Here is a 22,123-nt window from a genome sequence, read left to right as displayed (position 1 = left end):
ATGAGCGTTGACTTGCCTCAAACCGCCGCTACGGCAGGCGGTCGAATAGAATTTTGAGGCAAGTCAACAGCACGCAGCGCCACCCGTATAGATTTTCGTTCGGTTCGGAAAAGGCAGAGCCTGGAACTGGCTCATCGGCCGAACGTCCATCAGACGCGAGGATTGTGATCATGCATCTCAAACCGATCCTGAATACCTCCCTGCCGCTGCAATTCCGGCAGATTCGCCTCGATCTGGCGCGCGAACCCGGTCACCCCGAAGGAGACAGCGATGTCGGCTACATCGTTATCGCCCCGCTCGCCCCTGATGGCCGCATCGATCACGAGTCATGGAAAGAGCATCGTGAGGCATGTCGCGTGTTGCGTTTACGGCCGGACGGGAACGACGATGTCGGTCATCTCGTTCATCGTCCCGGCGGCGCCTGGGCATTCCATTACGATGACGCGACCAACCTGCCCGACGAAGCCGGATATCACTTCGCGGACGAGCGTTTCGTGCCTGGTGAATACGTTTCAATCAACGAAGGAGGTACTATGCACATTTATCGTGTCAGGTCGGTTGCCCATCTGTGACACGATGATTACAGATATGCCTCGGCTAAAGCACAAGCCTGACATGGAAAATGTCATGCTCGACGGGATCGCTCACAATCTCGAAGCCAAGATCCCGGCACATCGCCAGCATCACCGTGTTCTCCGCTAGAACATCGCCGGCAATGTACTTTAACCCCTCGGATCTGGCATACTCGATGATCAATTGCATCAGCATCCAACCCAGTCCTCTGCCTTTCAAATCCGAGCGAAGCAGTATCGCATACTCACCGGTCTCATAAATCGAATCTGAGTGGATTCGAACGACGCCAGCCATTTCGTCGGTAACCTCATCGAAAGCGACGAAAGCCATTGCGCGCGCGTAATCGAGTTGTGTTAACCGCGCAATGAATTCATGGTTTAACGGCTTTATGGCAGCAAAGAACCGGAATCTCAGATCCTCCTTGGTGATGTGGCGCAGAAAGTCATAAATCAGCGGTTCGTCGTCAGGCCGGATCGGCCGGACCATGATCCGCCAATTATCCTTCAACACAAGATGTCGCAGCCATTGCGACGGATACGGCCGAACAGCAAAGTTGGCATTGCCCGGGCCGATAAATTTTCGCACCGGAGGCCCCACCGCGATACGGGCATCGACCGTAAGAACCCCGGTCTCATCGGCGAGCAGCGGATTGAGGTCCAGTTCGCTGATCTCGGGAATATCTGCCGCGAGTTGTGCCAGTTTCACCAATGTCAAAGGTATTTCGTCCTGTTTGACGGGAGGCACATCGCGATAGGCACGCAACAGCCGGGAAACGCGTGTGCGCTCGACAAGATCACGGGCGAGCTTGAGATCGAGCGGCGGCAGGGCCAGCGCCTTGTCGTTGATCACCTCCACGGCCGTGCCTCCGTGGCCGAAAACGATGACAGAGCCGAAAGTCGGATCGCTGGCGATTCCCAGGATGAGTTCACGAGCCTTGGGCCGCAGGATCATCGACTGCACCATGAAACCATCAATCCTTGCATCCGGGCGCTTCACTTTGGCACTCGCCAGAATGCTGAGGGCCGCGGCGCGAACCGAATCGACGCTGGTCAGATTGAGTACCACGCCGCCGACGTCGGATTTGTGCGAGATGTCGCGCGAAAGTACCTTCAGAACGACCGTCGCGCTTTGCGCAAACAAGGATTTCGCATGAGCGGCGGCCTCTTCGGCATTGGCAGCCACCCGCGTCGGCACACTGGCAATCCCGTAAGCATCCAGGACACCCATGACCTCAATCGGATCGAGCCATCCTCTACCCTCCGCAACTGCCAACTCGACAATTCGCCGCGCCGCGTCGGTATCAGGTACGAATTCATGTGCTACGCTCGGCGGCACTGCGGCAAGCGATTCAACCACCTCGCGGTGATGAACGAGATGCATGAATCCGCGCACGGCGTCGTCTTCCGTCGGAAAATCGGGAATGCCTGCATTGGTAAACCTTCTCGAGATCTTTTCGTCGGCGCCGACCCATACCGCCAGCACCGGTTTGGCGGAAACAGTGTGCTTGCGCCGATCGGCGTCAACGACGCGGGTGACCGCCGTAGCGATGGCGCCTGAATCGGCAATCGCCGTTTGCACGTTCATGACAAGGACAGCATCGCTATCACCATCCTCCAACAAAATCTCGAGCGCCGCGACATAACGCGCCGGATCGGCGTCACCAATGATATCGACCGGATTGGAGCCCGACCATGTCACCGGCAAAACGGCGTCGAGCTGTTGTTTGACGACAGGATTGAGCGCCGCCGGAATCCCTGCCAACTCGACAAGCCGATCCACCGCAAGGACGCCGAGGCCGCCGCCATTGGTGAGTATGGCCAGCCGCTTTCCAGACGATAATTTGACCCGGCTCAGCGTCTCCGCACAATCGAACAGTTCACGAAGATCGAACACGCGCAGCATGCCGGCGCGACGGAACGCGGCGTCATAGACGGCATCCGAACCGGCCAGCGCACCGGTATGCGTTGCCGCCGCCTTGGCTCCTTGCGCCATCCGTCCCGATTTGACGACGACGACCGGCTTGACCCGCGCCGCCGCCCGCGCCGCCGACATGAATTTCCGGGCGTCCTTGACCGCCTCGATGTACATCAGGATCGCCTTGGTATCGGTATCGAGCGCAAAGAAATCTAACAGATCGGCGATATCGACATCATGCTGGTCACCGACCGATACGATCCCGGAAAATCCGACGTTCTCGTGCGCGGCCCAATCGACCATCCCTGTGGCGATCGCACCGGATTGGGAGATCAAGGCGAGATTGCCCGCGCGCGGCATATGAGCCGCGAAGCTCGCGTTCAGATTGACCTTCGGCATCAATATGCCGAGGCAATTGGGCCCGATCAGCCTCATACGGTGCGCGCGCGCCGCCCGATCGGCAGCTTCCGCCAATGAGCCCGCTCCGTGGCCGAGACCAGCACTGATAATGATGGCGCCAGCGGAGCCGAGTTGTCCGGCTTCGACAACGATCTCAGGAACCGTTGCCGCCGGCGCGGTGATAATGACCAGCTCCGGGACAAATGGAAGCTTAGCTAAACGCTTGACCGTCGCTATGCCGTCAATCTCCCGATAATGCGAATTGACGACGCCGAACTGACCTTCAAACCGGGATGCGCGGAGGTTGTTTATAATCGCTCGCCCAACCGAGCCGCTGTGCGTGCTCGCGCCGACCAAAGCGACCGATTTCGGAGCAAGCAGACTATTCAATCGATAGGTTGACATGAAACCTTTCACTGAAAGACATCTGCGCTGCAATCTCGATGGCTTCTTGCGGCGCATCAGGCGCATGCGATTGAGAACGATAGCAGTGAAGTCACGAGGAGTGGATTTGTCCGAGGATTCTCACACCGACGCCTAGCGCAACTAACCGCCGTAAAGATGCTCGGGGATCACCAGCGCTGACAAGCAACTATCCGATAGACTTTACATAGCACGCTGCTCGCCACGGGTGCAGTCTCGCAAAGCTCGCATAATATCCTCACGCGAGATGATGCCGACCAGATGCTGGTCTGCATCCATAACGGGAATGCTGCGAAGCCGGTGTTCGACCATCAACTGCAACACACGTACCCACTTCGTCGTTGCGTTCACATAGATAAAGTCGTGGATCATCACATCGGAAACGGTTCGTTTCATAAGTTCGTCATAGCGCGGAACCATTGAGCTCAGCGTAAGGGCAAAACATTTGAGGAAGTCGAACTTTGTCACCAAGCCAACGACCTCCAGGTGGTCGACGACCGGGTAGGCATTGAAATCATCGCTGGCGAACAGATCGTTGAGTTCGTCCATCGTGACCTCGCGCGATACCGTCTTGACTTTGCGCGTCATGTACCGGTCGACGGTCTGTTGCAGAAATTGATACAAGATATCACCCGATTTCGCTGCATCTGGCTATAGCGCCCTCGGACGCGCGCAGTAAATGCCACGCGCGCCCGGCTTCTCAAATCAGGCTGCCGTTTTGACTTCGATTGTTTTGGCCTGCGCGGGCGCCGGCTTCGGTACCGTGACCTTCAGGACGCCCTTCGACATCACTGCCTTGATGCTATCGATTTTCACGCCCGGCGGCAGTTCGATAGTTCGCACGAAGGAACCGTAGTTCCGCTCGACAAGATGATAGTCCTTTTCTTTTTCTTCTCGCTGGTTCTTCTTCTCGCCGCGAATCGTCAAATGATTGTCCACGACGTTCAACTGCACGTCTTTCTCCTCCATGCCAGGCAGTTCCGCGGTCAATTCAATCTCCTTATCCGTCTCGGCAAGATCCATGCTGGGCATTAGAGTCCGTGACGACAGCCCGGTAAAACTCCTGCTGAAGCCATCGAACAACCGGTCCATCTCTTGCTGCAACATCGCCAACGGATTTGTTTCGGTACGTGCCAGGGAACTATCCCGTCCTACCGGGATGAGCGACTTCATCATGATTGATCCTCCTCCAAACAGTGACCTCTGAGCGATGTCATCTCACCACGCGCCAGCGAAAATATTTTGATCGAGGTCAAACAGGGGTGGCTATTGCACTGCAATGAATACCCGCGTTACGTTCCAAGCTGATCGGACGTACTGCGCCGCCGGCCTTGCTAGGAGGCATTCCATGCGCGCGATGGTGCTCTCGGCTCCAGCCACATCGCTCCAGATGCAGGAGCGCGACGATCCAATCCCTGGCGACGGAGAGATCCGCGTCAAAATCGGTGCGTGCGGGGTTTGCCGCACCGACCTCCATGTGGTTGATTCGGAACTCCCCGGCATCCGCTATCCGATCATCCCTGGCCATGAAATCGTCGGCCGCATTGACCTGATGGGTATCGGCGTAACCGATCATCAGATTGGTGACCGCATTGGGATCCCCTGGCTTGGGTACACCTGCGGCGTTTGCCGTTATTGCCGCCTCGGCATGGAGAATTTGTGCGACCGCCCGCTTTTCACCGGCTATACCCGCGATGGTGGCTTCGCAACCCACACCATCGCCGATGCGCGCTATGCTTTCGCGATCGGTGGAACCGGCGATGACGTATCGGTCGCGCCGCTATTATGCGCCGGCCTGATAGGCTGGCGGTCGCTGGTCATTGCGGGCAACGCTGAACGGCTCGGTATCTACGGATTTGGCGCGGCAGGTCACATCGTCGCTCAAATCGCCGCCTGGCAGGGGCGCTCGGTGTTTGCCTTCACCCGCGCCGGCGATATCGCAGCGCAAGACTTTGCCAGGCAACTTGGCGCTGTCTGGGCCGGCGCATCCGATCAGCGTCCGCCGGACGAACTGGATGCTGCCATCATCTATGCCCCCGCCGGTGAATTGGTCCCGCTTGCCCTGCGCGCAGTTCGCAAAGGTGGCCGGGTTGTGTGCGCTGGAATTCACATGAGCGACATTCCGTCATTTCCATACAGTCTCCTTTGGGAGGAGCGACAATTGCTCTCCGTTGCCAATCTGACGAGGCAGGACGGCATCGGTTTCTTCAAGATCGTTCCTCAGGCCGGAATTCACATCCAAACGACGACCTTTCCCCTCGACAAGGCAAACGACGCCCTTGCCATGCTGAGGGCAGGACAGCTGCTCGGGGCAGCCGTTCTTCAACCCTAACCAAAGCCGGACATGACAAGCCCGACCACCCAGGAAACGGCTATTCAGCGGAAAGTCCTTGCCTTTCTGGCCGCCCCCGCGACACATGGCGATGCTGACGTTCGCCGCATCGACACCCACGCCGCGGTGGTCTTTCTCGCAGGAGACAGGGCGCTGAAGGTCAAGCGCGCGGTCCGGTTTCCATTTCTCGACTATTCAACACTGGCGAAACGGAAGGCGTCCTGTGATGAAGAGATCAAGATCAATCGTTCATCCGCGCCGCAAATCTACCGCCGCGTTGTCGCAATCACACAAGATGATGACGGTTCGTTCTGCATCGACGGCGACGGACTTCCGGTTGAATATGCCGTCGAGATGAAGCGCTTCGATGAGCGCCTGACGCTGGATCACGTCGCGCAGGCCGGCGCATTGGATCCTGCTCTGGTCGTGGATCTTGCCGACACCATCGCGGCATCGCATCGGACAGCATCCGCGGCAGCGGCCGACGGATGGATTTGTTCCGTTCCATCCATTATCGCTGACAATACATCCGCGTTCCGGGCTTCAGGATGCTTGCCCGTAGACCCCATCGATGAGCTTGATGCGAAAAGCCAAGCCGAGTTCTTGAGGATTCGAGCGCGATTGAAGGAGCGCGGACGCCTCGGGTTCGTTCGACGCTGCCACGGCGATCTACATCTCGCTAACATTGTGCTGATCGGGCGTAAGCCAGTTCTGTTCGATGCGATTGAGTTCGATCCTGCGATTGCCTCAGTCGACATTCTTTACGATCTGTCGTTCACCTTGATGGACCTTCTGCACTACGGACGCCGTCTCGAGGCCAATATTCTTTTCAACAGATACCTGACCACAATTGAAGACAATCTCGACGGAATCACGGCACTCCCGCTGTTCATGTCGATGCGCGCCGCCATTCGCGCCAACGTCCTGCTGGTACGCCTCGGCGAACCCAATACCGATGAAGCGACCATACGGCTTGCGGCCCGCTCTTATTTTGCTTTGGCACGCCAACTGATTTCCCCTGTTTCGCCAACGCTTGTCGCTATTGGTGGCCTGTCCGGAACTGGAAAAACCGTTCTGGCCCGCGCGCTCGCCGACGCCATTGAACCTCCGCCCGGAGCCTTGATTTTGCGTTCAGACGTCGTGCGCAAACAGTATTTCCAGGTCCCTGAGACGCAACAGTTGCCTACAACTGCCTACCAGCCAGAGGCTACTTCAATCATTTATCAAATCCTGACCGAACGAGCCGGACGAATTCTCTCGCAAGGGCGCTCAGTCATCCTCGACGCGGTCTTTGCCAAGCCCGCCGAGCGGCTTGCGATTACTGGTATCGCTCGAAAGCTTCACGTGCCATTTGTCGGCCTCTTTCTCGTGAGCGATCTGGCAAGCCGAATGAGTCGAGTGGGACAGCGCGCCGGCGATGCATCCGATGCCACGCTCGATCTCGTCAAACATCAGGAGAACTACGATGTCGGCCCGCTTGATTGGCACGTGATCGATGCCTCCGGAACACCCGAGCAGACTTTGCAACGCAGCAAGGCGAAGCTTGGCGCGCCTGAGCCCCATTCCTCACCGAAAGCCCCAGACCCACAGTGACCGCTCCCCCGAACGCTCGCTTGGACAGCTCACGCTCAAAACAGCGACGGGGACGGCATCGCCGCTATAAACTGCCGCGGCTGACCGCAACGCTGACATGCCAAGAAGCTTTTTGCGCAATCGCGCGCAGTTGTCTCGACGATCTGGCAGCAAATCAACAGGCGACATGCGAAGGAGATCGGGAAGCGCTGCATCAGATGCGCATTGCGCTAACCCGGTTACGTGCTGCCCGATCGTTTTTCTCATCTTTCATTCTATCGTCAGAATGGTCCCCCTTGAAGGGTGAATTGAGATGGTTGAACAAACACCTGAGCCAGGCGCGCGATCTGGACGTCGCGCTTAAGCGGCTCTCCACAGAGGCCACGAGTCCGCAACAATCACTCGATCGCGTTTGGCGGAAGACATGGAACACCAGCCATCGAGAACTCAGCAGGGCGCTTCACTCAAGGCGATACCGGATACTGCTGCGCGACATGTCAAGCTGGATAGAGAATGGAAATAGGTCTCCGGACCGCTTGCAACCGTCAACCTCGCTCACGACGTATTCTGGGCGCCAGCTTGATCGGTGGCACAAGAAGCTAGTCAAAAAGAGCCGCGCCCTCGAGGATATGAATGTAAGTCAGCGCCATCGACTCAGGATAAGAAGCAAACGATTCCGTTATGCACTTGAAATCCTCGGACAGCTTCTCCCAAGTAACTCTCACCCGAGCGTGAGAGAGTGTCTTAAGTCTCTATGCAAGATTCAGAAATATCTGGGGCAGCTGAATGACGCTGAGCAAGGCCGCGTTATAGCAACCACGTTGGCAAAATCGACACGGGACGACGGACCGGGATGGCGCTCGCTGTTTCCGACGGGCCGAAAAGCCAGAAAACGGATGATCAAGGCCGCTGCACTCACTTTTCGGCAGATAGCGGAGTTGAAGCCATTCTAGCTGGGTTCCTCGCTTCCAAAATTTGACAATTCACAAACCTGGAACGGGCTCATCCCAATTCTGTCGAATCAACGCGATAACAATACGCAACGCGTCGATTCAGTTGCAAGGTGCTGCGTCACGCCACCGAGTACCCACTCGCGCCACCGTGAATGACCATAGGCTCCCGCAACAATCACGCCTGCTCCGACACTGGACGCAATACTGTCTAGCGAAGCCGCAGCATCCCGTGTCGAACTTTCTTCCGGAACAAGCGCATTCGCTGCAATGTCATGATGCGACAGCCACGTAACCACATCATTAGTACGCTTCAATGCCGCCTCGCGGCTGCCGCCGTCCTCGACAATCTCGGCGATCGTGACGTCCTTGGCTTTACGAAGCAACGGAAGCGAATCGACGATTGCCCGCCGCGCCTCGGGGGTGTCCTTCCAGGCGACCAGCACGCTTCGCAAATCGAGCCAGTCAGCCGTTTCCGGAACAATAAGCAGCGGCCTGCCCGCCTGCACCACCAGATCGCTCGGGTTGACCCTGGCAAATGGGTCTGTAAATGCGCTGTCTCGACTTTGTCCGATCACGATAATATCGGCGGCGCGCGCTTCGCGCGCGACAAACCGAATAGGCACCTCCATGTTGGCACGCCATTCGACGTGTTTCGCGCCCCGATTCATGACCTTTCGGAACTCGGACTCAAGCTCAGACAATCGCGTCTTGACGGCGTTCCGACCTTGCTCAATCAGCTTATCGGCTTGCTCACCCGAAGTGAAATAAAGCGGCGGACTGAACTCCGCAGCCGCGCTTCCAACAACTCTCGCATCAAATCGTTCGACCATTTCGCTGGCAATGCCGAGACAGCGCTCGTTCGACTGATCGGACGCAAGGCTAACCATGATCGTCGCGTAGGTCATTCTTTTCTCCCGATGCGGCTCAATCGACAAATTACAATAGTTTCATCCACCGATATGCATGGGTCCGAGATGATGAAGCGAGAATGATCCAGATCAAGTACCTACAAATGATGCGGCCGCTGCTGCAAACGGTGAGAGACACTCGCAGCCAGGCAGCAGGCGCCCATATTCCGGTCAGCCATCGCGCTTGACCTAGGTCAAGCCATCTCGGTGCATTGGCGATAGCATTTCAAGACGCTTTATCCACACTTTTGGAGCTTTTCCATGCGCGCTCATCAGATCATGACCAAACAGGTCACCACGGTCAATCCTGACACGACGATCGCCGATGCCGCGAACACCATGCTCAAACAACATATCAGTGGCCTCCCGGTGATCAACGCAGCAGGAAAGCTGGTCGGCATCATTTCGGAAGGAGATTTTATTCGCCGTGCCGAAATCGGAACACAGCGCAGGAGGGCTCGATGGCTGAAATTCCTGCTTGGTGCCGGCAGGGACGCGTCGGACTGAGGTGGACCCGCTTGGTGAGACAGTTTGGCGGCCTGGCTAAGGTGGATCGGGTTCGTTTCTACGCCGCCAATTGCTCCGTCATTTCCGCCATAGCATGGACTTCGTCGGGCGTCCTGCCGGCGAAGGTCGAGTGCGGGCGTCGCCGGTTGTAATAGTCTATCCAGGAGCCGATGCCGCAGCGGGCTTGGCTTCCCGTTTCGAATGTGCTGAGGAAGACGCACTCATATTTGAGGCTGCGCCACAGTCGTTCGATGAAGACGTTGTCCATCCAGCGGCCGCGCCCGTCCATGGAGATGCGGATGCCGGCATCCTTCAGCGTCGTCGTGAAGGCGAAGCTAGTGAACTGCGAGCCTTGGTCGGTGTTGAAGATGTCGGGCCTGCCATGGCAGGCGATCGCCTCTTCGAGAGCGGCAACACAGAAGTCGGCATCCATCGTGTTCGACAACCGCCAGGCCAGGACCTTGCGGCTGAACCAGTCCATGATGGCCACGAGGTAAAGGAAGCCGCGCCGCATCGGGATATAGGTCACATCGGCACACCAAACGTGATCCGGCCGCTCGATCGCCAGGTGCCGCAGCAGGTAGGGATAGATGCGATGCTGCGGATGCGGCTCGCTGGTTCTCGGCGCCTGGTAGATCGGCGACAGACCGATCTTGCGCATCAGCCGCCGGACCCGCTTGCGACCCACGCACCAGCCCTGACGCCGCAGATGCCGGGCCATCTGCCGGGAGCCATACCAGGGCGTCTCCATGAAGGCCTCGTCGATGGTGCGCATCAGTTCGAGGTTCTCGGGCGTCTCGCCGGCGGGCTGTCGGTAGAACGACGCCCGCGAGATCGAGACCAGTTCGCACTGGCGGCGGATCGAGAGCCGGTTGTGATCGGGGTCAATCATCATTCTCCTCCGATCCAGGCTCAGCGATCGAAGGCCTTGGCCAAAAAATCCCGCTCAACGACAAGCTGGCCAATCTTGGCGTGCAGCTTGGTCACCTCGGCTTCCCGGCCGACCTGCGCATCAGCAGCCTTGTCGTCGAACGTCTTGGCCAGGTTCTCGATGGCCTGCCGTTTCCACTGCGTAATCTGGTTCGGATGAAGCTGGTGCTTTGTCGCCAGTTCCGAAATCGTCCGCTCGCCACGGATCGCCTCAAGCGCAACCTTGGCCTTGAACTCAGCCGTAAATCGTCTGCGTGTCTTCATACCGGATCGTCCTTTTCATCGGGCGATCCACCTTATGCCCCTGTCTCAGAAACCGGCACCACCTCAGACTTCGTTCACGAGCAAGGTCGCAAGGTCGGTGAAATCATGACACCAAACCCTTGTACCGTGTCAGAAGATACGTTGCTGGAAGACATTGTGACAACGATGGAAAAGAACAGCATCAAGCGGTTGCCGGTGATGCGGGGCGACCAGATTGTCGGAATCGTCACACGCGCCAATCTACTGCAGGCTGTCGCAGGGCTTGCCCGCGAGGTTCCAGATCCGACCGCGGATGACGACCATATTCGCGATCGCATCATTACATCCATCGAGAAGAGCGACTGGTGTCCATCCGGCCTTGGCGTCATTGTGCACGGCGGAGTCGTTCATCTCAGCGGGATCATTACCGACGAACGGGCCCGACAGGCTGCCGTGGTCGCGGCAGACAATGTCGCCGGCGTGAAGGAAGTTCACGATCATCTTTGCTGGGTCGATACTATGTCTGGGCTATACCTGATTTCTCCGGAAGATGACCAACTAGCAGCAGCGGGTTGATTGCTCCCAAGAAGATACAACAGGTGCAGGCTCACTATCGCTGTCGGCCGTGAGATAGACTAATTAATGGCTCACGACCGGATCCCGGACCACGCCCCCACGCATTCAAGGGGGCGAGCCGGATGGAATCAGCTCTGGCATCAATGTCAATGAATAGGATCGCAACTCGACCGGTGCTGCCGCAAGGCGCCGATACAAAGCGCGCCGCTGCGCAATCGGCCACCAATCATAAAGAAAAATTTCCAATGGGCGCCAGTTTGCGACCCATCCCAAGATCAGGAAACTTTCTCTAACTACAGTTTTTAACTGTGCATCAGTTAGGTATCCATCGACGAAATGCGCGGAAGAAAGACATAATATAAGAATGGCGATCCCAATCCCAAGCGATCTGCGTCCAATGCGAAAGAGTTCATTCAATTCATGCTGAACAACGACCGCACGACTAGTAAAATAGCAACTGAATGCCTCGCCGATGTCTTCGAGCGTGCTCGTTTTGAATTCGGTATCCGAGAGATAAATAACAATTCTGATCGACTCGTTGCGGGGTAACTCCCGAGCCCAGCTCACGATATAATCTTCGACATCCTGGTCGAGATCTGAGGTGGTGCCGGTTTCTGAGACAGGGGCATAAGGTGGATCGCCCGATGAAAAGGACGATCCGGTATGAAGACACGCAGACGATTTACGGCTGAGTTCAAGGCCAAGGTTGCGCTTGAGGCGATCCGTGGCGAGCGGACGATTTCGGAACTGGCGACAAAGCACCAGCTTCATCCGAACCAGATTACGCAGTGGAAACGGCAGGCCATCGAGAACCTGGCCAAGACGTTCGACGACAAGGCTGCTGATGCGCAGGTCGGCCGGGAAGCCGAGGTGACCAAGCTGCACGCCAAGATTGGCCAGCTTGTCGTTGAGCGGGATTTTTTGGCCAAGGCCTTCGATCGCTGAGCCTGGATCGGAGGAGAATGATGATTGACCCCGATCACAACCGGCTCTCGATCCGCCGCCAGTGCGAACTGGTCTCGATCTCGCGGGCGTCGTTCTACCGACAGCCCGCCGGCGAGACGCCCGAGAACCTCGAACTGATGCGCACCATCGACGAGGCCTTCATGGAGACGCCCTGGTATGGCTCCCGGCAGATGGCCCGGCATCTGCGGCGTCAGGGCTGGTGCGTGGGTCGCAAGCGGGTCCGGCGGCTGATGCGCAAGATCGGTCTGTCGCCGATCTACCAGGCGCCGAGAACCAGCGAGCCGCATCCGCAGCATCGCATCTATCCCTACCTGCTGCGGCACCTGGCGATCGAGCGGCCGGATCACGTTTGGTGTGCCGATGTGACCTATATCCCGATGCGGCGCGGCTTCCTTTACCTCGTGGCCATCATGGACTGGTTCAGCCGCAAGGTCCTGGCCTGGCGGTTGTCGAACACGATGGATGCCGACTTCTGTGTTGCCGCTCTCGAAGAGGCGATCGCCTGCCATGGCAGGCCCGACATCTTCAACACCGACCAAGGCTCGCAGTTCACTAGCTTCGCCTTCACGACGACGCTGAAGGATGCCGGCATCCGCATCTCCATGGACGGGCGCGGCCGCTGGATGGACAACGTCTTCATCGAACGACTGTGGCGCAGCCTCAAATATGAGTGCGTCTTCCTCAGCACATTCGAAACGGGAAGCCAAGCCCGCTGCGGCATCGGCTCCTGGATAGACTATTACAACCGGCGACGCCCGCACTCGACCTTCGCCGGCAGGACGCCCGACGAAGTCCATGCTATGGCGGAAATGACGGAGCAATTGGCGGCGTAGAAACGAACCCGATCCACCTTAGCCAGGCCGCCAAACTGTCTCACCAAGCGGGTCCACCTCAGACCACCTGACGATCCGCTGATCGCTCGGCCTGCAGTATAACAAATCATTTCTTCTCTGGAGAGGGGGTCGGCAGCTCTTTTGCCTCCTCCTCCGCCAGCAATCTTAAAATGATCTTGCGCTTTTCTTTATCCGTCGTCTCCGCAAGCAGCTTGCGGTAGAGAAGAATGTTTTCCTCGTGAACATAGCGTTGCATCGAGAAATCCCCTGCGCGCGGAAACGAAAGCAGACCAGGGGCTTGCCGGGAGATCCGCGCTGGCCGGGGCTGGCTGCAACAGTATGGTATTTTTTGGTGTTTTTTGGCCGGACAAAGCCTTATCTTTCAATCCTGGATCCTATGCGCCCTACCATAGGTGGGATAGCCTCATTAACTGGGAATGATGGCTCATTACGCGAGGTACAGTCGATTTTTCAATGAAGCTTTCCTTTGCCGTGCGGGGAAGTGAACCGTGACGAGTGATGATCTGCCATCCTTAAATGGTCTGTTCCGTGACGACGAATTGCAACGCGGAATCGACAAATCCGGAGTTGGCATCTGGGATCTCGATCTCGCGACCCGGAAACTGCTCTGGTCCAGCCCAACGCGCAGGCTTTTTGGCGTCTCGGAAACCGTCCCGGTCAGTTACGATCTTTTCCTCTCCCTGCTCCAGCCGGAAGATCGCGCCCGCACCGAATCGGCTATCCAACGCTCGGTCAAGACCGGCTGCAGGTTCGATATTCAGTACCGGATCAGTGGGATACCGGAAGGGAGTCGCTGGGTTCGGGTACGAGGCGGCCTCGTCATCACCGACGACGGAGTGCGGCGGCGCCTGAGTGGCGTGGTGCTCGATATTGATGATCAGAAGTTGATCGAAGAAGCCTTGCTCGCGCGCGAACATCATCTGCGTTCGATTCTCGATACGATTCCCGATGCGATGATTGTTATTGACGATCACGGCATCATGCAGCACTTCAGCACTGCAGCCGAACGTCTGTTCGGCTATTCAGAACACGAAGCCATTGGCCAGAATGTCAGCATTTTGATGCCTGAACCGGATAGCAGCCGACACGACGGCTATTTGGCCCGCTATCAATCCACCGGCGAACGGCACATCATCGGCATCGGACGGATTGTCACCGGGAAACGCCGAGATGGGGCTACTTTTCCAATGCATCTGTCCGTCGGCGAAATGCACTCCGGTGGAAAGCGACATTTTACCGGATTTGTTCGCGATCTAACAGAGCATCAGCAAACCCAGGCAAAACTTCAGGAACTGCAATCCGAACTGGTTCACATGTCTCGCTTGAGCGCGATGGGTGAAATGGCCTCGACTCTCGCGCATGAATTGAACCAGCCGCTTACCGCGATCAGCAACTACATGAAGGGGTCGCGTCGTCTTCTAGCGGCGGCGAGTACCGCCCCCAACATCGCGAGGATCGAAACGGCGCTGGATGGCGCCGCAGATCAGGCCATTCGCGCCGGCCAGATTATTCGGCGGTTGCGCGATTTCGTCTCCCGGCGGGAGTCAGAGAAGCGCGTCGAAAGCCTGGCAAATCTGATGGAAGAAGCCGAGGCTCTCGGTCTCACGGGTGCCCGTGAACAGAACGTCATGCTGCGGCTTGAACTGGATGCAGAATGCGACAGCGTCCTGGTCGATCGCGTGCAGATTCAGCAGGTCCTGGTCAATCTCTTTCGAAACGCCCTGGAGGCGATGGTGGAATCACCAAAACGGGAACTTGCCGTTTCCAGCAAAAAAGCGTCAGACGAGATGGTCGAATTGTCGATATCGGATACTGGCCATGGCTTCAGCGAGGCCGCCGCTGCAAACCTGTTTGAGACATTCTTCACGACCAAAGAAACCGGTATGGGCCTGGGGCTCTCTATCAGCCGATCAATTGTAGAGGCTCACGGCGGCCGAATGTGGGCCAAAACAAACGATTCCGGCGGCGCCACCTTCCGACTGACCTTGCCTATAGCGTCGACCGAGGATTTTCCAGATGTCGCATAAGGAAAATGTCTACGTCATCGACGACGATCCTACGATGCGGGACTCGTTTGATTTCCTGCTTGGCTCGGCAGGCTTCAAAGTCACACCATTCGACACTGCCGCAGCCTTCCTCGATGCTCATGCCGGTCTTCGTTTTGGCTGTGTCGTGTCCGACGTTCGCATGCCTGGCATCGATGGAATGGATTTGCTTCGACGCCTCAAAGCCAATGCTTCGCCCCTGCCCGTCATCATCATGACCGGACATGGGGATATCCCTCTCGCGGTTGAAGCGATAAAGTTGGGCGCGCGCGATTTCATCGAAAAGCCGTTTGAAGATGAACGGCTGATCGGAATGATCGAGGCTGCCCTCCAACAGAGCCCCGATCATGCGAAGAGTAACGCCGTCTCGGCTGAGATCGCATTGAACCGCCCCGGGTTTGCCGGAGGCTCCAACTCCTGAGAGGATGGAGCCATGACAAGCAAGACGACGAACAAGTTTTCACCGGAGGTTCGGGCCCGAGCGGTTCGAATGGTTTTGGATCACGGCAGCGAGTATCCGTCCCGCTGGGCTGCGATTGAGGCGATAGCCCCCAAGATTGGCTGTTCCGGCCATACCCTGCTGGAATGGGTGAAGAAGGCGGAGATCGACAGCGGCAAGCGAGCAGGCGTCCCAACGGACGTGGCGGAGAAGCTGAAGGCGCTTGAGCGTGAGAACCGCGAGCTTCGGCAAGCCAATGAGATTCTGCGCAAGGCAAGCGCTTATTTTGCGACGGCGGAGCTCGACCGCCGGTCCAAGCCATGATCGCCTTCATCGACGATCATCGCGCGGCGCATGGGGTCGAGCCGATCTGCAAGGTTCTGTCGATCGCCCCCTCGACCTATCATGCCCATGTCGCCAAACGGCGTGATCCCGCCAAGCTGTCGGCGCGCGCCAGGCAGGATGTCATCCTGAAGATCGAGGTCCGGCGCGTCTTCGATGAGAACTTCCGCGTCTATGGCGTGCGCAAGATCTGGCGGCAACTCAAGCGCGAAGGCTTCGATATCGCCCGTTGTACGGTGTCACGATTGATGCGGACCATGGGCTTGCACGGTGTTATCCGCGGCAAGTCGGTCAGGACCACGATCGGCGACAAGGCGGCGCCATGCCCGCTGGATCACGTCAACCGCCAGTTCAAGGCGTCGAGGCCGAATGCGCTTTGGCTCTCCGACTTCACCTATGTTGCCACCTGGACCGGCTTCATCTATGTCGCCTTCGTCATCGACGCCTATGCCCGCAGGATCGTCGGCTGGCGGGCATCACGTTCGGCGCACGCCGGCTTCGTGCTCGATGCGCTGGAGCAAGCCCTGCACGATCGACGGCCGGTCCATCGCGGCGGGCTCGTACACCACAGCGACAGAGGAAGTCAGTACGTATCCATCAAGTACACCGAGCGCCTGGCTGAAGCTGGCATCGAGCCGTCTGTCGGCAGTGTCGGCGATTCCTACGATAATGCTCTCGCCGAAACCATCAACGGCCTCTACAAAGCTGAGGTGATCCACCGACGCGGACCGTGGCGTAGCTTCGAGGCCGTCGAGTTCGCAACGCTGGAATGGGTCGATTGGTTCAACAACCGACGGCTCTTGGAGCCCATCGGAAACATCCCGCCCGCCGAAGCCGAGCAACGCTACTACGCCATGCTGGAACAATCGGCCATGGCGGCATAACTTAAACCAAACGGCCTCCGGCAAACCCGGGGCGGTTCACATCGAGGATAGCGAGTCTCAGTCAGCGCGAACGTCAGGTCATGGACGGCCTCGTCGCAGGGCTGTCCAATAAGCTGATCGCCCGCGAACACAATATCAGTCCCAGGACGATCGAGGTTTACCGGGCAAATGTCATGACCAAAATGCAGGCACACAGCCTGTCCGAGCTAATCCGACTTGCGCTGCGCGCCGGCATTTTGAACGATTGAGCTAAATCAAACCGTCGCATTCCCACAGTCGTATTGTTACAATTTAGCTATCGGGATTCGCGACATCAGATGACAAAGCTCACAATCGCAAAGCACAAAATCTGCGTTCTTGATGACGATCCTGCTGTGCTTCAGTCGTTGCGATTTCTACTCGAAACCCACGGGTTCAAGGTTCGCACGTTTAGCGCCGCCGTGACGCTGTTGACTTCCATTGACCCGGACGATGTCGATTGCCTGGTGATCGATTACAAATTGCCCTATATGGATGGACTGGATGTGGCGGTTCGCCTCCGTCAACGCAATGTCGTGGCGCCGATTATTCTCATTACCGGCTATCCCAACCAGCATATGGCGGAGAAGGCCGCGGCCGCCGGCATAGATTATATTTTATTTAAGCCTCATCTGGAGGACATCCTCGTGACGCGCGTTCGGGAGGCCATTGAGGTGGACCCGCTTGGTGAGACAGTTTGGCGGCCTGGCTAAGGTGGATCGGGTTCGTTTCTACGCCGCCAATTGCTCCGTCATTTCCGCCATAGCATGGACTTCGTCGGGCGTCCTGCCGGCGAAGGTCGAGTGCGGGCGTCGCCGGTTGTAATAGTCTATCCAGGAGCCGATGCCGCAGCGGGCTTGGCTTCCCGTTTCGAATGTGCTGAGGAAGACGCACTCATATTTGAGGCTGCGCCACAGTCGTTCGATGAAGACGTTGTCCATCCAGCGGCCGCGCCCGTCCATGGAGATGCGGATGCCGGCATCCTTCAGCGTCGTCGTGAAGGCGAAGCTAGTGAACTGCGAGCCTTGGTCGGTGTTGAAGATGTCGGGCCTGCCATGGCAGGCGATCGCCTCTTCGAGAGCGGCAACACAGAAGTCGGCATCCATCGTGTTCGACAACCGCCAGGCCAGGACCTTGCGGCTGAACCAGTCCATGATGGCCACGAGGTAAAGGAAGCCGCGCCGCATCGGGATATAGGTCACATCGGCACACCAAACGTGATCCGGCCGCTCGATCGCCAGGTGCCGCAGCAGGTAGGGATAGATGCGATGCTGCGGATGCGGCTCGCTGGTTCTCGGCGCCTGGTAGATCGGCGACAGACCGATCTTGCGCATCAGCCGCCGGACCCGCTTGCGACCCACGCACCAGCCCTGACGCCGCAGATGCCGGGCCATCTGCCGGGAGCCATACCAGGGCGTCTCCATGAAGGCCTCGTCGATGGTGCGCATCAGTTCGAGGTTCTCGGGCGTCTCGCCGGCGGGCTGTCGGTAGAACGACGCCCGCGAGATCGAGACCAGTTCGCACTGGCGGCGGATCGAGAGCCGGTTGTGATCGGGGTCAATCATCATTCTCCTCCGATCCAGGCTCAGCGATCGAAGGCCTTGGCCAAAAAATCCCGCTCAACGACAAGCTGGCCAATCTTGGCGTGCAGCTTGGTCACCTCGGCTTCCCGGCCGACCTGCGCATCAGCAGCCTTGTCGTCGAACGTCTTGGCCAGGTTCTCGATGGCCTGCCGTTTCCACTGCGTAATCTGGTTCGGATGAAGCTGGTGCTTTGTCGCCAGTTCCGAAATCGTCCGCTCGCCACGGATCGCCTCAAGCGCAACCTTGGCCTTGAACTCAGCCGTAAATCGTCTGCGTGTCTTCATACCGGATCGTCCTTTTCATCGGGCGATCCACCTTATGCCCCTGTCTCAGAAACCGGCACCACCTCAGATACCCGCGAGCAGATGGTTGCCTCGATCATGTCGAAGAAGCTCGCGGCCGGTTCTACGCATCTCCTTATCGACCTGCCCGTCGGCCCGACGGCGAAATTGACCAACGCCACCGACGCGATGCGGCTGCGCAAGCTGTTTGAATTCGTCGGCGACCATTTCGGCATTGCCGTCGAGGTAATCACGACCGACGGCTGCCAGCCGATCGGCAGCGGCATCGGTCCGGTTCTGGAGGCCGAGGACGTCATAGCTGTTCTGACCAACGATGCGAACGCCCCCACTGACCTGCGTGAAAAGTCGCTGCGGCTTGCCGCGCATCTTCTGGAATATGACCCGCAGTTGCGTGGCGGCAACGGCTATGCGCGCGCCCGCGAACTGCTCGACAGCGGAGCGGCGCTGAAGAAGATGCAGGCTATCATTGATGCCCAAGGCCCCCCGGCTTGCCGCAACGACATCGGCAAGCTGACCCTCGATGTCGCAGCCGCCAGCGACGGCACAATTTCCGAAATCGACTGCCTGCAACTGAACCGCCTGGGGCGGACCGCAGGCGCGCCGATCGACAAGGGCGCCGGCATCAAACTCTTCGGCAAGATCGGCGATCACGTCGAGAAAGGCCAGCCACTCTATCGAATCCATGCCTACGATCAGTCCGAACTCGATCTGGCCGCCAACGCTGCAAAGGCGAACTGCGGTTACACCATCGATATTCGGGATCAGGCAGCTGGCGAGACTACGCCATGAACGCAACCATCATTCAGAGCCTGCCGTCGTCATCGCGCGACGCCGCCCGGCTCGCAACGCGGCTCGGCATTCCCTTTCACGAGATTGCGATCCATCGGTTTCCCGACGGAGAAATACGGGTAATGGCCGGACCGGCGGCGCCCGTGACCATTATCTACGCGTCGCTCGACCGGCCGAACGATAAACTGATCGCGCTGACGTTCGCTGCCGAGTCGCTGCGGCGCGGAGGCGCAAAACGCCTCGTCCTGCTCGCGCCCTATCTCTGCTACATGCGCCAGGACACCGCGTTCCACGAAGGCGAGGCGATCAGCCAGAGGGTGATCGGCGCACTGATTGCCGGATGCGTGGATCGCGTTGTCACTGTCGACGCGCACCTTCATCGTACACCCTATATCGGAACCGTATTTCCCGGGATCGCGTCCGACAATCTGTCGGCCATGCCGGCAATATCAGTTGCGCTGCACAAAACGGGTCTTGATCCTGCGACCGTGGTGGTGGGACCGGATGCAGAATCACAGCCTTGGGTTAGCGACCTCGCCGGACGGCTCGGGATCTCTCATACCGTTGCCCAGAAAACCCGGCGCGGCGACCGCTCCGTCGAAATCGGATTCAAGGACACGTCACGCATTGCTGGTCATCCCGCCTTGATCGTGGACGATATCGTCTCCTCAGGCGGCACCGTGATGGCCTGCGCCAAGGCGCTCACTTCTGCCGGTGCGACAAAGATCGACGTCGTCGTTACCCACGCGCTGTTCGGGGAAAAACTCTGTCGCAAGATGGCCTTGTCAGGCATTCGCTCGATCCGCTCGACACATAGCGTTCCGCATTCCACCAACGCTATCCCGCTCGATAATCTATTCGTTAGCGCATTGCAGAGCGAGATAAAGGTTGCGGATATTCCGGAGACATACCGATGAGCGTAACGATCCAATTTTGCGGCGCGGCCCGGACCGTAACAGGCTCAAGCTATCTCTTTGAAACCCGATCCGGACGCTTCCTGGTCGACTGCGGCCTGTTTCAGGGACAGAAGACGCTGAAAGAACTGAACTACCGGGCGTTTCCTTTTCGTGCCGCCGACATCGACGCCGTCCTCCTGACCCATGCCCATATCGACCACAGCGGCCTGCTGCCGAAGCTGGTGCGCAATGGTTTTCCCGGTCACATCCTTGCGACGCGCGGCACCATCGATCTCTGTTCCTACATGCTGCCGGATGCCGGCAGTATCCAGGAGTCTGAGGTCGCCACCTTGAACCGGCGCAATGCGGCGCGCAGGCGGCCCGAGGTCAGCCCGATCTATACGCAGGCCGATGCAATTGCCACGCTGCAGTCGTTCATACCGGTCGACTATGAAAAATGGGTCGATGTGATTCCGGGCGTTCGCGCGCGCTACTGGAACGCCGGACATTTGCTTGGTTCCGCCTCGGTTGAGATCGAATTCGACAATGAGGATGTTTCGCAAAAGCCGCTCCGCATTCTCTGTTCCGGCGACGTTGGCCCCGACGCAAAGCTGCTGCAGCCAGATCCCGAGGCTCCGGCGGGCTTCGACTACGTCATCTCGGAATCGACCTATGGAGACCGGAAGCGGGTGCCAATCACGCCCAATGCTCGCCGCGCGCGTTTGTCAGCCGAGGTCCGCGACGCCGCGACCCGCGAGGGCGCGCTACTGATTCCAGCCTTCGCGGTGGAACGCACCCAAGAGCTGATCGTCGATCTGGTCGATCTGATAGAGCGCGGCGAGATTCCGGCGGCGCCAATTTTTCTCGATTCCCCGCTTGCGATCCGCGCCACTGAAGTGTTTCGCAAACACGCCTCAAGCCTCGATCCTGGGGTCGATGTACGTCGGCTGCTGAACTCGCCGCAACTCCGATTCACCGAAACGGTCGATGAGAGTAAGGCGATCGCCAAGCTGACCGGCTTTCATATCGTGATCGCCGCCAGCGGCATGTGCGATGCTGGGCGCATCCGGCACCATTTGAAGAACTGGCTGTGGAACGCGAGGGCCACCGTGTTGCTGGTCGGCTTTCAGCCCCAGGGAACGCTCGGTCGGTTTCTCATCGACGGCGCCAAGGCCGTTCGTATCCAGGGCAACGAGATCAAGGTCGCGGCGCGGATCCGCAGTATCGACGACTATTCCGGACACGCCGACGGATCGGAGCTGGCGCGGTGGATCGCCGCGCGCCGTCCGATTCTGCGCGGCCTGTTCCTGGTCCATGGCGAGGAGCCGGCCATCGCTGGCCTCGCGGAACGCATTTCCGAACGGATCATACCTGCGGCGCGGGTTTTTCAGCCGCTTCTGGACGACATCTATGAGTTGTCAGCGGCGGTACCGACGCCGCTGGACGCCTCCCACCGCCGACGGCTGGCGCCTGAGGCCGTGGTTAGGCTCGACTGGCATAATGACATGTCAAAACTCGTCCTTGACATCAACGATCGCATTGAGGCCGCCGCAGACGATCGCGCGCGCGGTGTCCTCATTCGAAGACTGCGGCGTGCGCTGGATGGATGAGAACACCCGATATCACGACCGCAAATTCACTGTTGAGACAGATCAAAGCCCGATCCGGCATCGCG

Annotated in this window: 18 protein-coding genes, 5 pseudogenes and 1 other annotated feature; of the genes and pseudogenes, 15 read left to right on the top strand and 8 right to left on the bottom strand. The window is 58.3% G+C overall.

Annotation, left to right across the window (positions count from 1 at the left end; genetic code table 11):
- Window positions 1-170: 170 nt before the first annotated feature.
- The gene (locus ACMYR2_RS18980) at window positions 171-572 is read left to right on the top strand and encodes a hypothetical protein (RefSeq protein ID WP_347264010.1); all 402 of its coding nucleotides are present in this window, start codon (window positions 171-173) and stop codon (window positions 570-572) included.
- 25 nt (window positions 573-597) lie between these two features.
- Here ACMYR2_RS18980 and ACMYR2_RS18975 read toward each other — a convergent pair whose 3' ends face one another.
- From ACMYR2_RS18975 to ACMYR2_RS18965, 3 genes are all read right to left on the bottom strand, one after another.
- On the bottom strand, window positions 598-3,291 hold the full coding sequence (locus ACMYR2_RS18975) for a bifunctional acetate--CoA ligase family protein/GNAT family N-acetyltransferase (protein WP_347264008.1): 2,694 nt from the start codon (window positions 3,289-3,291) through the stop codon (window positions 598-600).
- A 201-nt stretch (window positions 3,292-3,492) separates the two neighbouring features.
- Complete coding sequence (locus ACMYR2_RS18970) at window positions 3,493-3,933, bottom strand: HPP family protein (protein ID WP_347264007.1); 441 nt, start codon at window positions 3,931-3,933, stop codon at window positions 3,493-3,495.
- An 81-nt stretch (window positions 3,934-4,014) separates the two neighbouring features.
- Entirely contained in the window at window positions 4,015-4,485 is a 471-nt protein-coding gene (locus ACMYR2_RS18965) for an Hsp20/alpha crystallin family protein (RefSeq protein ID WP_416194198.1), read from the bottom strand.
- A 172-nt stretch (window positions 4,486-4,657) separates the two neighbouring features.
- Here ACMYR2_RS18965 and ACMYR2_RS18960 point away from each other — a divergent pair, with 172 nt between their 5' ends.
- From ACMYR2_RS18960 to ACMYR2_RS18950, 3 genes are read left to right on the top strand one after another with little or no spacing between them, the layout of a single operon-like run.
- Window positions 4,658-5,641 carry a zinc-dependent alcohol dehydrogenase family protein gene (locus ACMYR2_RS18960; protein ID WP_347264006.1) on the top strand — a complete coding sequence of 328 codons (984 nt, stop codon included), beginning with the start codon at window positions 4,658-4,660 and terminating at the stop codon, window positions 5,639-5,641.
- A 12-nt stretch (window positions 5,642-5,653) separates the two neighbouring features.
- Entirely contained in the window at window positions 5,654-7,234 is a 1,581-nt protein-coding gene (locus ACMYR2_RS18955) for an AAA family ATPase (RefSeq protein WP_347264005.1), read from the top strand.
- Window positions 7,231-8,166 carry a CHAD domain-containing protein gene (locus tag ACMYR2_RS18950; RefSeq protein ID WP_347264004.1) on the top strand — a complete coding sequence of 312 codons (936 nt, stop codon included), beginning with the start codon at window positions 7,231-7,233 and terminating at the stop codon, window positions 8,164-8,166. Before ACMYR2_RS18955 ends, ACMYR2_RS18950 begins: the two co-directional genes overlap by 4 nt.
- A gap of 68 nt (window positions 8,167-8,234) precedes the next feature.
- Here ACMYR2_RS18950 and ACMYR2_RS18945 read toward each other — a convergent pair whose 3' ends face one another.
- Complete coding sequence (locus tag ACMYR2_RS18945) at window positions 8,235-9,071, bottom strand: universal stress protein (protein WP_347264003.1); 837 nt, start codon at window positions 9,069-9,071, stop codon at window positions 8,235-8,237.
- A gap of 264 nt (window positions 9,072-9,335) precedes the next feature.
- Between ACMYR2_RS18945 and ACMYR2_RS18940 the strand changes: the two are divergent.
- A pseudogene (locus tag ACMYR2_RS18940) lies at window positions 9,336-9,578 on the top strand (CBS domain-containing protein); the annotation flags it as partial.
- Between the two features lie 61 nt (window positions 9,579-9,639).
- On the opposite strand, the gene ACMYR2_RS18935 reads toward ACMYR2_RS18940, so the two are convergent.
- A protein-coding gene (locus ACMYR2_RS18935; RefSeq protein ID WP_416192834.1) for an IS3 family transposase occupies window positions 9,640-10,775 on the bottom strand; the annotation gives its coding sequence in 2 pieces (ribosomal slippage) (window positions 9,640-10,505 and window positions 10,505-10,775; 1,137 coding nt in all).
- 57 nt (window positions 10,776-10,832) lie between these two features.
- On the opposite strand from ACMYR2_RS18935, the pseudogene ACMYR2_RS18930 reads away from it, so the two are divergent.
- Window positions 10,833-11,330, top strand: a pseudogene (locus tag ACMYR2_RS18930) (BON domain-containing protein); the annotation flags it as partial.
- Window positions 11,331-11,435: 105 nt separating this feature from the next.
- Here ACMYR2_RS18930 and ACMYR2_RS18925 read toward each other — a convergent pair.
- Entirely contained in the window at window positions 11,436-11,897 is a 462-nt protein-coding gene (locus ACMYR2_RS18925) for a hypothetical protein (protein WP_416194197.1), read from the bottom strand.
- 96 nt (window positions 11,898-11,993) lie between these two features.
- On the opposite strand from ACMYR2_RS18925, the gene ACMYR2_RS18920 reads away from it, so the two are divergent.
- Window positions 11,994-13,129, top strand: a protein-coding gene (locus ACMYR2_RS18920) for an IS3 family transposase (RefSeq protein WP_416192834.1) whose coding sequence is annotated in 2 segments (ribosomal slippage) — window positions 11,994-12,264 and window positions 12,264-13,129 — 1,137 coding nt in all. Because the reading frame shifts where the segments join, the coding sequence is not laid out codon by codon here.
- Window positions 13,130-13,235: 106 nt separating this feature from the next.
- Here ACMYR2_RS18920 and ACMYR2_RS18915 read toward each other — a convergent pair.
- Entirely contained in the window at window positions 13,236-13,385 is a 150-nt protein-coding gene (locus ACMYR2_RS18915) for a hypothetical protein (RefSeq protein ID WP_347265473.1), read from the bottom strand.
- Between the two features lie 253 nt (window positions 13,386-13,638).
- On the opposite strand from ACMYR2_RS18915, the gene fixL reads away from it, so the two are divergent.
- From fixL to ACMYR2_RS18890, 5 genes and pseudogenes are all read left to right on the top strand, one after another.
- Window positions 13,639-15,177: a sensor protein FixL gene (fixL, locus tag ACMYR2_RS18910; RefSeq protein WP_347265472.1), complete on the top strand. Its 1,539-nt coding sequence runs from the start codon at window positions 13,639-13,641 to the stop codon at window positions 15,175-15,177.
- Window positions 15,167-15,577 (top strand): annotated as a pseudogene (locus ACMYR2_RS18905) (response regulator); the annotation flags it as partial. The gene fixL and the pseudogene ACMYR2_RS18905, both read left to right, overlap by 11 nt.
- A gap of 51 nt (window positions 15,578-15,628) precedes the next feature.
- Window positions 15,629-16,860 (top strand): IS3 family transposase gene (locus tag ACMYR2_RS18900; RefSeq protein ID WP_086008680.1). Its coding sequence is split into 2 segments (ribosomal slippage): window positions 15,629-15,920 and window positions 15,920-16,860, totalling 1,233 coding nucleotides; the frame shifts between segments, so codons are not numbered across the junction.
- Window positions 15,913-16,029, top strand: a sequence feature (AL1L pseudoknot). (Overlaps the previous gene by 117 nt.)
- 41 nt (window positions 16,861-16,901) lie before the next feature.
- Window positions 16,902-17,108: pseudogene (locus ACMYR2_RS18895) on the top strand (LuxR C-terminal-related transcriptional regulator); the annotation flags it as partial.
- 69 nt (window positions 17,109-17,177) lie between these two features.
- On the top strand, window positions 17,178-17,591 hold the full coding sequence (locus tag ACMYR2_RS18890) for a response regulator transcription factor (RefSeq protein WP_416194196.1): 414 nt from the start codon (window positions 17,178-17,180) through the stop codon (window positions 17,589-17,591).
- Window positions 17,592-17,609: 18 nt separating this feature from the next.
- Here the strand turns inward: ACMYR2_RS18890 and ACMYR2_RS18885 are convergent.
- Window positions 17,610-18,745, bottom strand: a protein-coding gene (locus ACMYR2_RS18885; RefSeq protein WP_416192834.1) for an IS3 family transposase whose coding sequence is annotated in 2 segments (ribosomal slippage) — window positions 17,610-18,475 and window positions 18,475-18,745 — 1,137 coding nt in all. Because the reading frame shifts where the segments join, the coding sequence is not laid out codon by codon here.
- Window positions 18,746-18,811: 66 nt separating this feature from the next.
- On the opposite strand from ACMYR2_RS18885, the pseudogene ACMYR2_RS18880 reads away from it, so the two are divergent.
- The 3 genes and pseudogenes from ACMYR2_RS18880 to ACMYR2_RS18870 form a co-directional block, all read left to right on the top strand.
- Window positions 18,812-19,552, top strand: a pseudogene (locus tag ACMYR2_RS18880) (thymidine phosphorylase); the annotation flags it as partial.
- Window positions 19,549-20,469, top strand: coding sequence for a ribose-phosphate pyrophosphokinase (locus ACMYR2_RS18875; protein ID WP_347264760.1), 921 nt, complete (start codon window positions 19,549-19,551; stop codon window positions 20,467-20,469). The pseudogene ACMYR2_RS18880 and the gene ACMYR2_RS18875, both read left to right, overlap by 4 nt.
- Window positions 20,466-22,058, top strand: a complete 1,593-nt coding sequence (locus tag ACMYR2_RS18870; protein WP_347264759.1) for an MBL fold metallo-hydrolase — start codon at window positions 20,466-20,468, stop codon at window positions 22,056-22,058. The genes ACMYR2_RS18875 and ACMYR2_RS18870 overlap by 4 nt, the downstream gene beginning before the upstream one ends.
- The last annotated feature ends 65 nt before the right edge of the window (window positions 22,059-22,123 follow it).

This window comes from Nitrobacter sp. TKz-YC01 (genome assembly GCF_047824785.1).
Taxonomy (GTDB): domain Bacteria; phylum Pseudomonadota; class Alphaproteobacteria; order Rhizobiales; family Xanthobacteraceae; genus Nitrobacter.
Note: the sequence above shows the minus strand (reverse complement) of the source record. Positions and strands in the feature narration are given on the sequence as shown.

Bases quoted from the DNA above. Each gene is read 5' to 3' on its own strand.
- ACMYR2_RS18980 (WP_347264010.1), top strand. From the start codon at position 171: ATGCATCTCAAACCGATCCTGAATACCTCCCTGCCGCTGCAATTCCGG.
- ACMYR2_RS18975 (WP_347264008.1), bottom strand. From the start codon at position 3,291: ATGTCAACCTATCGATTGAATAGTCTGCTTGCTCCGAAATCGGTCGCT.
- ACMYR2_RS18965 (WP_416194198.1), bottom strand. From the start codon at position 4,485: ATGATGAAGTCGCTCATCCCGGTAGGACGGGATAGTTCCCTGGCACGT.
- ACMYR2_RS18960 (WP_347264006.1), top strand. From the start codon at position 4,658: ATGCGCGCGATGGTGCTCTCGGCTCCAGCCACATCGCTCCAGATGCAG.
- ACMYR2_RS18955 (WP_347264005.1), top strand. From the start codon at position 5,654: ATGACAAGCCCGACCACCCAGGAAACGGCTATTCAGCGGAAAGTCCTT.
- ACMYR2_RS18945 (WP_347264003.1), bottom strand. From the start codon at position 9,071: ATGACCTACGCGACGATCATGGTTAGCCTTGCGTCCGATCAGTCGAAC.
- ACMYR2_RS18915 (WP_347265473.1), bottom strand. From the start codon at position 13,385: ATGCAACGCTATGTTCACGAGGAAAACATTCTTCTCTACCGCAAGCTG.
- ACMYR2_RS18890 (WP_416194196.1), top strand. From the start codon at position 17,178: ATGACAAAGCTCACAATCGCAAAGCACAAAATCTGCGTTCTTGATGAC.
- ACMYR2_RS18875 (WP_347264760.1), top strand. From the start codon at position 19,549: ATGAACGCAACCATCATTCAGAGCCTGCCGTCGTCATCGCGCGACGCC.
- ACMYR2_RS18870 (WP_347264759.1), top strand. From the start codon at position 20,466: ATGAGCGTAACGATCCAATTTTGCGGCGCGGCCCGGACCGTAACAGGC.